The organism is Rhodoferax ferrireducens T118 (assembly GCF_000013605.1).
In the GTDB taxonomy this organism is placed as follows: domain Bacteria; phylum Pseudomonadota; class Gammaproteobacteria; order Burkholderiales; family Burkholderiaceae_C; genus Rhodoferax; species Rhodoferax ferrireducens.
Genome location: NC_007908.1, coordinates 2,655,722 through 2,670,290, shown reverse-complemented (window position 1 = coordinate 2,670,290; position 14,569 = coordinate 2,655,722). Strand labels below are relative to the sequence as shown.

Sequence of the window (14,569 nt, the reverse complement as noted above, 5' to 3'; positions counted from 1 at the left end):
CGACGGGTTGGCTGATCACTTTGTGACTGATAAGTCAGCTGGCACCGGTACAAATGACGGAATGGCGGGGCCACCAGCGGACAGGGTCAGGACCTCGTAGCCGGTCTGCGTGACCAGCACCGTGTGTTCCCACTGCGCTGACAGCGAGTGGTCTTTGGTGACAATGGTCCAGCCGTCGCCGAGCTCCTTGATGTCCTTGCGCCCGACGTTCAGCATCGGCTCGATCGTGATCGTCATGCCGGCTTGGAGCTGCTCCAGTGTGCCGGGCCGGCCGTAGTGCAGGATTTGGGGTTCTTCGTGGAAGTTGCGCCCGATGCCGTGGCCACAAAACTCCCGCACCACGCTCAAGCCCTGGCCTTCGGCGAAAGTCTGGATGGCGTGGCCAATATCGCCCAGATAGGCTCCGGCCTTGACCATGACAATGCCGCGCCACATGGCCTCGTAGGTTAGACGGCAAAGCCGTTTGGCGGCGACCGACACGTCACCCACCATGAACATGCGGCTGGAGTCGCCATGCCAGCCGTCCTTGATGACGGTGACGTCAATGTTGACGATATCGCCTTTTTTGAGCGGCTTGTCGTTCGGAATGCCGTGGCAGACCTGGTGATTGATCGAGGTGCAAATCGATTTGGGGTAGGGGTTGTGGCCGCCGGGTGCATAGTTCAGCGGCGCGGAAATGGCCCCCAGCACTTGCGTGGTGTGTTCTTCAGCCAGCCGGTCAATCTCATTGGTGGTCACGCCGGGTTTGATGAACGGAGTCAGGTAGTCCAGCAGTTCGCCCGCCAGACGGCCCGCGACCCGCATGCCCGCAATGCCCTCGGCGTCTTTGTAAGTAATAGTCATGGGGCCAGATTATCCCATCGTGTTTTTGTTGGCGCTGGCGCGGGGTGTATAGCCCTTTTGACTGGCGCGCGGGGAGCGACGGGTAAAATTGGCAAGCTCTGGAATCCGTCGCTCGCGCGGCGTGCGCCGGAGCCTATTTCAATCTGACAAGTCCCTCATCCAGGCCCCAAAAGTGACCCTGCACATCACCCCCTTCGAGGGCGGCTGCGCCCTCAGCCCGTTCCGTGTTCAACAGCTTCTGCCCAGCTTGCAGGCGATTCACGACAAGATCAACGGCGTGGCCGCACGCTTTGTGCATCTGGTCACGTCCGACGGCGAGCCGGCTCAGGCGCTCAAAGACAAGTTGGCGGCTTTGCTGACCTACGGCGAGCCCTATGGGGGACCCGGCGATGGCGCCCTGATCGTGGTGACGCCGCGTTTTGGCACCGTGTCGCCCTGGGCCTCGAAAGCGACCGATATTGCGCACAACTGCGGTTTGGCCGTGCGCCGGGTCGAGCGGGTGGTGGAGTATCGCGTCACTTTGAGAAGCGGCTTGCTGGGCAAGAAGCCGACTTTGACCGAAGTGCAACTGGCGCAGATCGGCACCCTGCTGCACGACCGCATGACCGAGAGCGTGATGTTTGACCGCGCCAGTGCCTACGGTCTGTTCGCCGAGCTGCCACCCGTACCGATGGCGCATGTGGACGTGCTGCACGGTGGCAAAGCGGCGCTGATGGCTGCCAACAGCCAGTTTGGCCTGGCGCTGGCGTCGGATGAAATCGACTACCTGGTGCAGGCCTTCACCCAATTGCAGCGCAACCCGACCGACGTGGAGCTGATGATGTTTGCGCAGGCCAACAGCGAGCACTGCCGGCACAAAATCTTCAACGCCGGGTTCACGATCGATGGCGTGGTGCAAGACATGAGCCTGTTCGGCATGATCCGCCACACGCATCAAACCCATCCGCAGCACATGCTGGTGGCGTACTCGGACAACGCCTCGGTCATGGAAGGCTCCCAGGTCGAGCGGTTTATAGCAAAATCAGCCTCTAGCCCCCGTGAAATAAGCCTGAGCAGCTATCAAAAGCAAAGTGCGACCCAACACATCCTGATGAAGGTGGAAACCCACAACCACCCGACCGCCATCTCCCCCTTCCCCGGTGCCGCCACCGGGGCCGGCGGCGAGATTCGCGACGAAGGCGCCACTGGGCGCGGCTCCAAACCCAAGGCAGGCTTGACCGGCTTCACCGTGTCCAGACTCTGGCCCGATGCTTGCGCCGTTTCCGGCTCTTTTCCCGAACGGTCCATGGCTTATGGCAAACCGGACCACATTGCCAGCCCCTTGCAGATCATGATCGAAGGCCCGCTGGGTGGCGCGGCTTTCAACAACGAATTTGGCCGGCCCAACTTGCTGGGTTACTTCCGCGAGTACGAGCAGGGTTTGAGTTACTCGGTGGTCGATGCCGCTGGCCTTGCAACGCAGCAGCAAGAGCAGCGCGGCTACCACAAGCCGATCATGATCGCCGGCGGCCTGGGCGTGATCGATGCCACGCAGACACACAAGATCGAGTTCCCGGCGGGCAGTTTGCTGATCCAGCTCGGTGGCCCCGGCATGCGTATTGGCATGGGCGGCAGCGCCGCCAGTTCGATGGCGACCGGCGCGAATGCGGCGCAACTTGACTTTGACTCGGTGCAGCGCGGCAACCCCGAGATCGAGCGCCGGGCGCAGGAGGTTATCAACCAGTGCTGGCTGCTGGGCAATGGCCTTGAGCGTGCAGGCGGGCAGGGCGCAAGCCCTGGCAACCCCATTCTGGCGATCCACGACGTGGGCGCGGGTGGTTTGAGCAACGCCTTCCCTGAGCTCACCAACGACGCCGGGCGCGGTGCCCGCTTCGACCTGCGCGCCGTGCCACTGGAAGAATCCGGCATGGCGCCGAAAGAAATCTGGTGCAACGAGAGCCAGGAGCGCTACGTGCTGGCCATTGCGCCCGAGTCGCTGGACCTGTTCACCGCCCTGTGCGAGCGCGAGCGCTGCCCGTTTGCCGTGGTGGGGGTCGCGACTGACGCGCGCCAACTGGAACTGCTTGATGCGGGCAACGAGTCGCCGGTGAACATGCCGATGAACGTGCTGCTGGGCAAGCCGCCCAAGATGCACCGCGACGTCAAAACGGTGGCGCGCACCTTTGCACCCGTCAACCTGACCGGTGTCGATCTGCAAAAAGCCTGCATCGACGTGCTGGCTAGTGCGACCGTGGCGTCCAAGCGTTTTCTGATCACCATCGGCGACCGCACCGTGGGCGGTTTGAGCCACCGCGACCAGATGGTCGGACCGTGGCAGGTGCCGGTGGCCGATTGCGCCGTGACGCTGGCGGATTTCAAAGGCTTTGCCGGTGAGGCCATGAGCATGGGCGAGCGCACGCCGCTGGCGAGCGTCAATGCGCCAGCCAGCGGGCGCATGGCCGTGGCCGAGGCCATCACCAATTTGCTGGCGGCGCCGATTGAACTGCCCCGCGTCAAGCTGTCGGCCAACTGGATGGCCGCCTGTGGTGAGCCGGGCGAGGATGCCGCGCTTTACGCGACGGTGAAAGCCGTCGGACTGGAACTGTGCCCCGCTCTGGGTATTTCCATCCCAGTCGGGAAAGATTCACTTTCCATGCGCACGCAGTGGAAAGACGAGGAGGGCGCCAAAAAAGTGACCTCCCCCGTGTCCCTGATCGTGACCGCCTTTGCCACCCTGCCTGACGTGCGCGGCACCTTGACGCCACAACTGAACGCGACAGAGGACACGACGCTGCTGCTGGTCGACCTGGGCCGGGGCCAAAACCGCATGGGTGCCAGCATGTTGGCGCAAACGCTGAGCCAGGTGGGCGACGAAGTGCCGGATCTGGATCACCCGCAAGACCTGGTCAACCTGGTCAAGGCCGTGAACGCCTTGCGCGCGCAAGGCCAGATTTTGGCCTACCACGACCGCAGCGACGGCGGCCTGTTTGCTGCGGTGGTGGAGATGGCGTTCGCCGGCCACATCGGTGTTGCGCTCAACGTGGACATGCTGGTGTTGGAGGGCGACGGCATCACGGACAGCCGCATGGACTATGGCGACGCCAAAAACTGGGCCGGCCAGGTCAGTGGTCGGCGCGAAGAGCTCACGCTCAAAGCCCTGTTCAGCGAAGAGCTGGGTGTCGTACTGCAAGTGCGCACCGCGCAGCGCAACGCGGTCATGCAGACCCTGCGCGACCATGGCTTAAGCAAATACAGCCATGTCATCGGCAAGACCCGCCCGGTCGACTCGACCATTCGGGACGGCATCGGCGAGGTGCAGGTCTGGCGCGACGCCAAAGTGGTGTTCAGCGCCAAATTGCAGGACCTGCACCAGGTCTGGGATGCCACCAGCTGGAAGATCTGCCAGCAACGCGACAACCCGGCCTGTGCCGAAGCCGAGCACGCCAGCGCCGGTGACCCGCTGGACCCGGGGCTGCACGTCAAATTTATACAAAACAAGGCTCTAGCCCCCGTCGAATATGCGCAAGAAGCTACTAAATCAGTAGCAAATATGGCAAGCCCCGCGCTCATGCTGACGCGCCCCAAAGTGGCCGTGCTGCGCGAACAGGGCGTCAACTCGCACGTCGAGATGGCCTACGCCTTCACCGAGGCCGGTTTTGAAGCCTTTGATGTGCACATGACCGACCTGCAAAGTGGCCGCGCCAACCTGGCCGACTTCAAGGGCGTGGTGGCGTGCGGTGGCTTCTCTTACGGCGACACGCTGGGTGCCGGCATTGGCTGGGCGCGCTCCATCACCTTCAACCCCGTGCTGGCCGAGCAGTTCAAGGCCTTTTTTGGCCGTCTGGATACCTTCGGCCTGGGCGTCTGCAACGGTTGCCAGATGTTCGCCGAGCTGGCCGACATCATTCCCGGCGCGCAGGACTGGCCGCGTTTCACCACCAACCAGAGCGAGCGCTTCGAGGCGCGCCTGAGCATGGTGGAAGTGCTGGAATCCCCGTCGCTGTTCTTCAAAGGCATGGCGGGCAGCCGTTTGCCGATTGCGGTGGCGCACGGCGAGGGTTTTGCCAACTTCAAGTACCGCGGCAACGCGGCACGAGCCATTGCCGCCATGCGGTTTACCGATAACCAGGGTGCCGCGACCGAGGCCTATCCGTTCAACCCGAACGGCAGCCCCGGCGGTTTGACGGCCGTGACGACGCTTGATGGCCGCTTCACCGCGATGATGCCGCACCCGGAGCGCGTGTTTCGCAATATCCAGATGAGCTGGACCGACGGTGACCTGTCTGCGCTCAGCCCGTGGATGCAGTTGTGGCACAACGCCAGAAGGTGGGTGGACTGATCATCAGCCGGGAATATCGACCCTGATCCCACACGGTGCAGCCATGAAACCCTTTGGTCGACAAGCTGCGCAAATTCTCAGGCACCCCGGGGCATTCGCCATCCGCACGCTGAAGGGATTTCGCGCCAACCAGGGCCTGCTGCTGGCCGGGGCAGTCGCGTACTACGCCTTGCTGTCGATTGTGCCGATGCTCATCCTCACGGTGATAGCGCTGTCGCACTTTGTCGATCAGGCGGCGCTGCTGCAGACCCTGGGCCGGTACCTCGAATGGCTGGTGCCCGGACAGTCCGGGGTGATCATTGCCGAACTCGCGAACTTCCTGCTGCACCGCGATGTGCTCAGCTGGGTGTTGCTGGTCAGCATGCTGTTCTTCAGTTCGCTCGCCTTCACGGTGCTGGAGAACGCCATGTCGGTGATCTTTCATCACCGTGTGGCGATACGCCGGCGCCACTTCCTGATCTCGGCCGTGATTCCCTATGCCTACATTCTGTCGCTCGGGCTTGGACTCTTGCTGGTGACGCTGGTGGCGGGCAGCCTGCAGGCGATAGGCCAGGAGCGGGTGGAGTTTTTGTGGCGCAGCTGGTCACTCGGGGGCGTGTCCGGCGCGCTGCTGTACCTGCTTGGCTTGGCGGGGGAGATCTTTGTGCTCACGTCGGTGTACCTGGTGATGCCGGTCGGCCGGCCGTCCTTGTTCCACGCCCTGCTGGGCGCGGTCGCAGCGGCTTTGATGTGGGAACTCTCACGCCATGCACTCGTGTGGTATTTCACGACGCTGTCCCAGATTGGCACTGTCTACGGTTCGCTGACCACCGCGATCGCGGTTTTGTTGAGTCTTGAGCTGGCGGCGACGCTGCTGCTGCTGGGTGCGCAGGTGATCTCCGAATACGAGCGCCTCGCGCTTGAGTTGCTCGACGCAGCACCGGAGCCCTTCACGACTCGCTCCCCCTAGGTGCGTCCGGGTCGACTCGCCGCAGGTCCTGCGCCAGGGCGCGGATGGCGTCCTCATCCAGCGTTTCTTTCTCAAGCAGCGCACGCGCGCCGCGTTCCAGCACGTCGCTGTTGGCGCTCAGGATGACCGTGGCATGCTCAAAGCCGTCCATCACGATGCTGCGAATCGCCGCGTCGATATGGCGTTGAGTTTCTTCCGACAGGCGCGCACCTTGCGGCAAGAGGCCGGGCGGCAGATCAAGCATTTGCTGCTGGCGCTGCGGCTCAAAGGCCACAAAACCCAGGTCCTCATCCATGCCATAACGGGTGACCATGTCATGGGCGATGTCGCTGGCTTTGGCCAGATCATCGGCCGCACCGGTGGACAGCACGCCAAACACCAGTTTCTCGGCGGCCCGCCCGGCCAGCAGCACCGAGACTTTTTGCTCCAGCTCGGGACGCGTCATCAGGTAGCGGTCTTCGGTTGGGCGCTGAATGGTGTAGCCCAATGCGCCAATGCCGCGCGGGATGATAGACACCTTGTGCACCGGGTCGGTGCCGGTTTGCGCCAGCGCGACCAGGGCATGGCCCATCTCGTGGAAGGCCACCGCCTCGCGCTCTTTCGGGTTGAGCACGCGGCTGCGGCGCTCCAGGCCCGCCACAATGCGCTCCACCGCCGCTGTGAAATCAGGCAAGCTCACCTGATCCGCCTTGCGCCGGGTGGCGACCAGCGTCGCCTCGTTGACCAGGTTGGCCAGGTCGGCCCCAGTGAAGCCTGGGGTCAGCGCCGCCACGTCTTCAAGTTTCAATGCGGCGTCGAGTGTGGTCTTGCGCACATGCACCTTGAGGATGTCAATGCGGCCTTTGCGGTCGGGCCGGTCGACCAGCACCTGGCGGTCAAATCGACCGGCCCGTAAGAGCGCCGAATCCAGGATCTCGGGCCGGTTGGTGGCCGACAGAATGATCAGGCCCACGGACGAGTCAAAACCATCCATTTCCGAGAGCAACTGGTTCAGGGTCTGTTCTTTCTCGTCATGGCCACCCAGGCCGGGAAAGGCGCCACGGGCGCGGCCCAGCGCGTCAAGCTCGTCAATGAAGATGATGGCAGGGGCCATGGCGCGCGCTTGTTCAAACAGATCGCGCACCCGGGCCGCGCCCACGCCGACAAACATCTCGACAAATTCGCTGCCCGAGATCGAGAAGAAAGGCACGCCCGCTTCGCCCGCCACGGCCTTGGCCAACAAGGTCTTGCCGGTGCCGGGCGGGCCCACCAGCAACACGCCTTTGGGGATGTGCGCGCCCAGGCGTCCATACTCCTGCGGATGCTTGAGGAAATCAACCACCTCTTCGAGTTCGTGACGAGCCTCGTCCACCCCGGCGACGTCGGCAAAGGTGATGCCGGTGTTGGTCTGCATGTAAATTTTGGCGCGACTCTTGCCAACCGACAAAAAGCCACCCATGCCCTGCTTGTTGGCAAAGCTGCGAAACAAAAAGAACCACAGCCCAAAGAACACCAGGGCCGGCACGATCCACGACAGCAGGTCGCGCAAAAATGTGTTGTCCACAGTCCGGCTGTAGGGCACCTTGTATTTTTCCAGGCGCGCCGCCAACTCGGGCTCGACCCGCACCGCCGCCAGCGTCGTCTTGTTGCCCTCCGGTGTTTTCAGCCGACCGATCACCGTGCGCTCGGAAATCGTGACGTCGGCGATGCGTTCTTCGGTGAGCGCCTTTTCGAACTCGCTGTAGGGCACGGTCTGCACCTGGCTGGCGCTTTGCCAGAAGTTTTGCAGCAACAGCAGCAGCATCAGCGCAATCAACCAGTAACCCACATTCCAGGTATTTTTCTTGTCCAATTCAGGCCCCCAAGACCGTGCTTTTTGAAACCGTCAGACTACGCCCGGCATTTGGCGTGCCCATGACAAATCTCAAGTGCGCTGTTGTCAGACTTCTTAGCATTCATGTCTGCGGCTTGTCGCGCTGACTCTTGAGGAGGGATAGGACATGGCACAAAATTCACAAAGCCTGACACTGGCCCGGGCACAGGCGCCGGGCGGTCGGTTGACCGTGCGCTCCAGCAAGCGCCTCTTTTTGCAACTGGAGTTGGGGTGATGGACCAGATGGCCGTTTCGGTGAAGCCTGAGCTTGACCTGCTGACCCGCCTTCTGGCGCGCCTGCAACCGCACTTTGACATTCCCCTGCGGCTGGTCTTGTGGAACGGCGCGCAGCATGATCTGGGGACTGATCCGCTGGTGACGGTGCAGCTGTCGGGGCCGCGCGCCTTGCGGCATTTTTTGCCGCCCAGCCTGGACAATCTGGCCGAAGGCTACGTCAATGGCCAGTTTGATGTGCTGGGCCGGGCGCAGGATATTGTGGACGTCGCATCCAGGCTGGCCGAAACCGGCGTGCCCATGCGCGGCCGCTTCGGGCGCCTGTTCAATCCGGCGCGCCACGACCGAACGCGGGATGCGCGCGCCATTGAACAACATTACGATGTTTCCAACGACTTTTATCGCCTCTGGCTGGACGAGGCCATGGTCTATTCCTGCGCCTATTTTCCGAGCGGCACCGAGACACTGGCTGCGGCACAGACGGCCAAGCTTGATCACATTTTGGTCAAGCTCATGCTCCAGCCAGGCGAGCGGCTGCTCGATATCGGTTGTGGCTGGGGCGCCTTGGCCATGCGTGCCGCGCAAAAATTTGGTGCGAAGGTGGTGGGTGTCACCTTGTCAAAAAACCAATACACGCTGGCGTGTGAGCGCGTCGACCAGGCTGGCCTGGCCGGCCAGGTCGAGATCAGGTTACAGGATTACCGCGATATTGACGAGCGCGATGGACTGTTTGACAAGATCACCTCGGTGGGCATGTTCGAGCACGTCGGACTCCTTCATCTGCCGTCGTATTTCGCCAAGATCAGCGCCCTGCTCAAGGACGGCGGGCTGGTGCTGAACCACGGCATTACCTCGACCGATCCGGACAGCGGGGAATGCCCCTTGGGGGCGGCCAGTTTCATTGAAAAATACGTGTTTCCCAATGGTGAATTGCCCCATGTCAGCAAAGCGCTCAGGGACATGCAAAGCGCCGGGCTCGAAGCGCTTGATGTGGAATGTCTGCGCCGCCACTATGCCCGCACGCTGGCCTTGTGGTCGGACAACTTTGAGAGTCAAAGTGACGCGATTCGCAGCGTGGTGAGTGAGACCACGTACCGCGTCTGGCGCATTTACCTGGCGGGTTGCGCGCATGCCTTTGCGCAAAATTGGGTGTCGATCTACCAGGTGCTGGCGTGCAAGGCCGGCACCAGCGAGGCGCTCAATCCAACGCCCTGGTCACGCGCCTACATGTACCCAAACAGTCAGTCCCATTGACAATTCTCAATCCATTCAGACTGCGATTGACTATAGTGAAATCGTACTTCGCAAGGAACGCCGGAAGGCGTGCCGACCGGGTACGACGCTGGGGGGTTCAAGAAATTGAACCGAGTCTTGATGCTCCACATCAAGACGGATGAGGACGTCCCCAGACGCGTCAGCCTGACACGCTGACCTGGGTTCCTCGCCACCACCGCCAGCCCCTTAAAAGGCTGGCGGGTCTTTTGGTGCTCATGACCGGGGACGCAGCTTCGCCCAGCGACCTAGGAATGGGCCTGAAGAAACTTTCCAATCTCTCCAAACGCTTCCCGACCTTCCGGCAAATCCGGGTGATAGATCTGCCAGACATGGACCATATGGCGCCAGGTCTGAAAGGTGACGGGTGAACCGGCCGCGATGGCCTTGTTGACGTAGCGTCGGCTGTCGTCGAACAGCATCTCGGACTCGCTGGCATGCACCAGCAAGGGTGGCAGTCCCGACAGATCGCCAAAGACCGGGGACAGAACCGGGTCGCTGGGACGCACGCGATTTTGCAGCCAGGTGGCCCACAGCAGCACGGTGCGTGGAATCCTGGTCAGCGGCTTGAACAGCGGCCCCAGCATGGGATCGGTGCCGAGATTGTTCTTCAGGCTCGGGCTGCCCAGGGTGGCATCGGTGGCGGGCGACAAGGCCACGGCGGCATTGGGCGCACGCAGGCCCTGGTCGCGCACCCAGGCGATCAGGGACAGCGTCAGGTTGCCACCGGCAGAATCTCCGGCCACAAAAACGGCACTGGCCGCCTCTGGACCGGCGGGCCCATGGTCGAGCAGCCAGCAGTAGGCGCTGCGGCAATCCTCGATGCCCGCCATGCGTGGATGTTCCGGCATCAGCCGATAGTCGATGGCCAATACGGCAGCATTGGCGACTTCGGAAAATTTTCGCGTCAGTCGGCGGTGGCTCTTGGGGCTGCCCATGGTGTAGGCCCCGCCATGGATGTAGAGCAGGCGACGCCGATGGTCAACGCCGGCTGCCAGCACCCATTCGGCAGGGACGCCGGACGCGTTGACGGCGATGACCTGGGTCGTCGAATCGCTGTCAGCGAACAGGTTGTCCATGTAGTGACGCAGCAGGGCCAGATGCTGGCTGCGCGGCGTGCTCTTGAGCGTTGTGGCAATGCCGCCGAGCGAGGTCACCACCGCCTGGTGCGCTTCACTGGGCGCAGCGTCGATCAGATGGCGCTGGCCGGCGGGCCGATCAAAAGCGCTCAGGTCAGCGCCTCGCAGATAGAAGGCTCCGATGGCCCAGACCGCCACGACCAGCGCCAGCACCCACAGGAGTATTTCAGTCACCTTGGATTTACTTGATGGTCGTGCTGTTCTTGGGGTAGCCCAAGCGGGCCAGCGCCTGTTTCACGCGCGCATCAAACGCGTCACTGACGCTGTTGATACTGTCGTCCACCACTTTGCTGGCGTCATTGATGCGATGCTTGAGCATGTCGGCGTTGCTGTCGATGGTGCCGCGAGCCTGGGATTCCATTTTTTCGCCGGCCTTGACCAAGGCCTCAAAGGCCTTCTCGCCTTTGGTTCCGGTCGAGGTGGTGACCTTGGCCAGTGCACCCAGGCCCGCCAGCCAGATGGCGCGCTGCGAATCGATCAGTTTGAGTGAGGCATCCCGCGTCAAGTGCACGACCGAGCTCACTTTTCTGCGGCCTTGCGTGGCCACCTGCTTCAGGGTTGTGGTCTTGGCTGGCGCATGCGACCTGGCTTTTGCCGCTGGGGCCTTCGACCTGGGTTTGCTGACTGCCTTGACGACAGCCGCTTTGGCAGCGACAGTCTTGTTTGCCAGGGTCCTTGCAGTTTTTTTGGCAGTGCTTGTGGTTTTCGAAGCCATGAAAAATCCCCTTGTTCAGTGATGAAACCGGCCGTCAATTAAATGCATGGCGGCATTGCGTGGGCAAGTATCCATCAGCTTCTCTAGGGAAGACACCTTAACTTGGGATCAACCGACCGAGGTGTTCAGGGGGCGCCTGGGAAAGAAGTTGACGGGCACTTCACCCGGCGCTGGCGCGAGGGACTTGATGGTTTGTTGCAATACCGAATTCTTGATCGTGCCCATGACATGCATTTCACACGGCTTGCAGTCAAAGCGCAGGGTGAGTTTCTCGCGTCCGTTGATGAGTTGTAATGGCTCGGCCTTCACCGTGCCCTGCACGCCGATCACGCCCTTGGCCTGTTTGGGGCACAAGCTCAATGAAAAACGCACGCAGTGCTTGGTGATCATCAGGCTGACTTCACCCAGTTCTTGCGCCGCTTCGAAAGCGGGCGCAACCACCTTGACGCCGTGGCGGGCGTAAAAGGCATGGGAGGCCTGGTTGAAAACATTGGCCAGATAGCTCAGTGTGTCTTCAGGGTAGGGTGCTGGCGGCTCCACGGCAGCGGCGCGTGGCAATCGTCTGAATGCCTTGGTGCGTGCGGTTTCCAGTGCCTCCAAAGCGTCCCGGCGCAACGGGTTGAGGACCGACGGGGGCACAAACCAGGCTTGTGAAAATTCCACCTGCACCGCCAGCGCCGTAAAAATGCTGTTGCCCATTTTGCCGAGGTGCTCACGCAGGCTCGCGTTGGCGACTTCCCTGTCCTTGGCCAGTGTGCGGACCAGGTTGGCGTGGGCCGTGGCCGTCACGCCGTCTTCGTCGGTCAGGCTCAAGGCCAGGCCCTGTGGCGTATCTGCCAGATGTAGCCAAACGCCAATGCGCCGGTCGCTTGATTTTTTCTCCAGGCCGCGCACCCACTCGGTATCGCGGTTGCGGTTGACCTCCACGCCTTTGCGCAGGTCCTTCAGATCACTCAAGGCGTCTTTGGGAAACACGCGCCAGCGGCCCTTGGCAGCGTTGAGGCTTTCAGCCCGGTTGATGGCCAGGCCGACCAGCTCTTTTTGCAAGTCGTAGTAACAAAGACCGTCGCCGTTGTGCAAGGCCTGCGCCGGATCGCTCACAGCCAGTTCCACCCAGTTGGGGCCGACCTGGGTCACAAAACCAATGGGCTGGCCGGGGTTCTTGGGCGTGTCAAACGCGCCAATGTCCGCCTGACGGCCTCGCACAAAATAATCGGTGAACTCGCGGTTGAAGTTCTGGTTCGGGTCAGGCGTAAAGCTGAATGTGGTGCTGCCGCTGGATGCGCGCGCCAGCGGCTGCTTGGAGGTCTGGCGTTCTTCAATCAGGGCGTCCAGTCGCTTGCGGTAATGGGCCGTGATATTTTTCACGTAGCCCATGTCCTTGTAGCGGCCTTCAATCTTGAAGCTGCGAATCCCCGAGTCCACCAGAGCCGCCAGGTTGTCGCTCTGGTTGTTGTCTTTCATGGACAGCACGTGTTTGTCGTGCGCCACAAAGCGACCTTTATCGTCAACCACCTGATAGGGCAGGCGGCAGGCCTGGTTGCACTCGCCCCGGTTGGCACTGCGCCCGGTGTGGGCGGCGCTGATGTAGCACTGGCCGCTGTAGGCCACGCACAGTGCGCCATGCACAAAAAACTCCAGCGTGCAGCGCTCGGGATCGGTCGCGGCACGGATGGCCAGGATTTGCGGCAGGGAGAGTTCGCGCGCCAGCACAATTTGCGACAGGCCCACGTCCTGCAAAAAACGGGCTTTCTCTGGTGTGCGAATGTCGCACTGGGTGCTGGCATGGAGCTGGATCGGCGGCAGGTCGATCTGCAGCAAGCCCATGTCCTGGATGATCAGGGCATCCACTCCCGCGTCATACAGTTGCCAAACCAGCTTGCGCGATGGCTCCAGCTCGTCATCGCGCAGCACGGTGTTGAGCGTGACGAAGACACGGCTGTTGAAGCGGTGGGCATGGCGCGTCAGCCGGGCGATCTCGGTGACGCTGTTGTCCGCATTGGCGCGCGCGCCAAAGGACGGACCACCGATGTAAACGGCGTCGGCACCGTGGTTGACGGCTTCGATGCCAATGTCGGCGTCACGCGCCGGGGCTAACAGTTCGAGTTGATGGTCAAGCAGTGACATAGGCCCGATTATCCCCGGACCCCATGGCGTTTGAAGCGCCATGAACCGATAGGTTATCGTTACACCATGACGCATCAACCCTTAACCCGTGCTGCCACTTCATCGTCCCTCCGATTTGACGCCGTGGACGCCCTGCGCGGCTTGGCGATGGTCTGGATGACTTTCTTCCATTTCAGTTTCGACCTGAACCAGTTCGGCTACATCAAGCAGGATTTTTATCATGCCCCGCTGTGGACCTGGCAACGCACCTTGATCGTGAGCCTGTTCTTATTTTGTGCCGGACTGGGCCAAGCCATTGCCGTGGCGCAGGGACAGCGTTGGCCGCGCTTCTGGCGCCGCTGGGCGCAAATATTGGGCTGTGCGCTGCTGGTCACGGTTGGTTCCTGGTGGATGTTCCCGCAAAGTTATATCTACTTTGGTGTCCTGCACGGCATGGCGCTGATGCTGATCATTGCGCGCCTGACAGCGCGTTGGGGCGGGCGTTTATGGTGGCTGGGGGCCTGCGCAATTGCTATCCAATTAATAGCATCTTACGCCCTTCAGACGGAGGCTACAGCCCAATTGGCCGAAATGTTGAATTCCCCCCAACTGAACTGGCTGGGCCTGATTACACGCAAACCCATTACCGAAGACTACGTGCCGCTGCTGCCCTGGCTGGGCGTGATGTGGTGGGGTGAGGCGGCCGGAACATGGTTGACGCGCCATGGCGCCGCCTTGTCATGGCGCCTGCCGGCGGCGTTCAAACCGCTGGCGATGCTGGGGCGTTGGAGTCTGAGCTACTACATGCTGCACCAGCCGGTGTTGCTGGGCGGTCTGATGGCCGTCGGGTGGTTGGCAAAATAGCACAGCGAGGTTCTGTGGCTGGTTATGAGCGCGTTGTTGGCCAAACTGTTTGACTTCATCTACCCAGCGGGAGCCGATGGTGTCGGCAGAGATTGGGACCCGGGCCCCAATCTCTGCGGGACGCGTCTTCTGCGGGCCGAATTCTGAAAGCTCCTGGCGATTAGGCAAGGATTGCGACCAGAGCAGCTGGCATCGGATCACTCTCGCAGAGATCATTTCAGATCCCAAGAACGGGGACTCAAAAGCTCAGCTTGCCGAAATCTCGCACTTTGCGTTT

Annotated in this window: 9 protein-coding genes; 4 read left to right on the top strand and 5 right to left on the bottom strand. The window is 61.8% G+C overall.

Going from position 1 to position 14,569, the window contains the following annotated elements; translation table 11 throughout:
* Nucleotides 1-15: 15 nt before the first annotated feature.
* Complete coding sequence (gene map, locus RFER_RS12225) at nt 16-843, bottom strand: type I methionyl aminopeptidase (protein WP_011464706.1); 828 nt, start codon at nt 841-843, stop codon at nt 16-18.
* A gap of 172 nt (nt 844-1,015) precedes the next feature.
* Here map and purL point away from each other — a divergent pair, with 172 nt between their 5' ends.
* Nucleotides 1,016-5,161 carry a phosphoribosylformylglycinamidine synthase gene (gene purL / locus RFER_RS12220; RefSeq protein ID WP_041790647.1) on the top strand — a complete coding sequence of 1,382 codons (4,146 nt, stop codon included), beginning with the start codon at nt 1,016-1,018 and terminating at the stop codon, nt 5,159-5,161.
* A 43-nt stretch (nt 5,162-5,204) separates the two neighbouring features.
* Nucleotides 5,205-6,110: a YihY/virulence factor BrkB family protein gene (locus RFER_RS12215; RefSeq protein WP_011464704.1), complete on the top strand. Its 906-nt coding sequence runs from the start codon at nt 5,205-5,207 to the stop codon at nt 6,108-6,110.
* Here the strand turns inward: RFER_RS12215 and ftsH are convergent.
* Entirely contained in the window at nt 6,091-7,941 is a 1,851-nt protein-coding gene (gene ftsH / locus RFER_RS12210) for an ATP-dependent zinc metalloprotease FtsH (RefSeq protein ID WP_011464703.1), read from the bottom strand. The two genes, RFER_RS12215 and ftsH, sit on opposite strands and share 20 nt — an antisense overlap.
* A 264-nt stretch (nt 7,942-8,205) precedes the next feature.
* On the opposite strand from ftsH, the gene RFER_RS12205 reads away from it, so the two are divergent.
* Nucleotides 8,206-9,450 carry an SAM-dependent methyltransferase gene (locus RFER_RS12205; RefSeq protein ID WP_011464702.1) on the top strand — a complete coding sequence of 415 codons (1,245 nt, stop codon included), beginning with the start codon at nt 8,206-8,208 and terminating at the stop codon, nt 9,448-9,450.
* 266 nt (nt 9,451-9,716) lie between these two features.
* Here RFER_RS12205 and RFER_RS12200 read toward each other — a convergent pair whose 3' ends face one another.
* The 3 genes from RFER_RS12200 to RFER_RS12190 all read right to left on the bottom strand — a co-directional run bounded on the left by RFER_RS12200 (nt 9,717) and on the right by RFER_RS12190 (nt 13,449).
* Nucleotides 9,717-10,781 carry an alpha/beta hydrolase gene (locus tag RFER_RS12200; protein WP_011464701.1) on the bottom strand — a complete coding sequence of 355 codons (1,065 nt, stop codon included), beginning with the start codon at nt 10,779-10,781 and terminating at the stop codon, nt 9,717-9,719.
* Between the two features lie 7 nt (nt 10,782-10,788).
* Nucleotides 10,789-11,322, bottom strand: a complete 534-nt coding sequence (locus RFER_RS23005; protein WP_011464700.1) for a phasin family protein — start codon at nt 11,320-11,322, stop codon at nt 10,789-10,791.
* 108 nt (nt 11,323-11,430) lie between these two features.
* Complete coding sequence (locus RFER_RS12190; protein WP_011464699.1) at nt 11,431-13,449, bottom strand: peptidase U32 family protein; 2,019 nt, start codon at nt 13,447-13,449, stop codon at nt 11,431-11,433.
* A gap of 66 nt (nt 13,450-13,515) precedes the next feature.
* On the opposite strand from RFER_RS12190, the gene RFER_RS12185 reads away from it, so the two are divergent.
* Nucleotides 13,516-14,292, top strand: a complete 777-nt coding sequence (locus RFER_RS12185; protein WP_011464698.1) for a heparan-alpha-glucosaminide N-acetyltransferase — start codon at nt 13,516-13,518, stop codon at nt 14,290-14,292.
* Nucleotides 14,293-14,569: the final 277 nt, after the last annotated feature.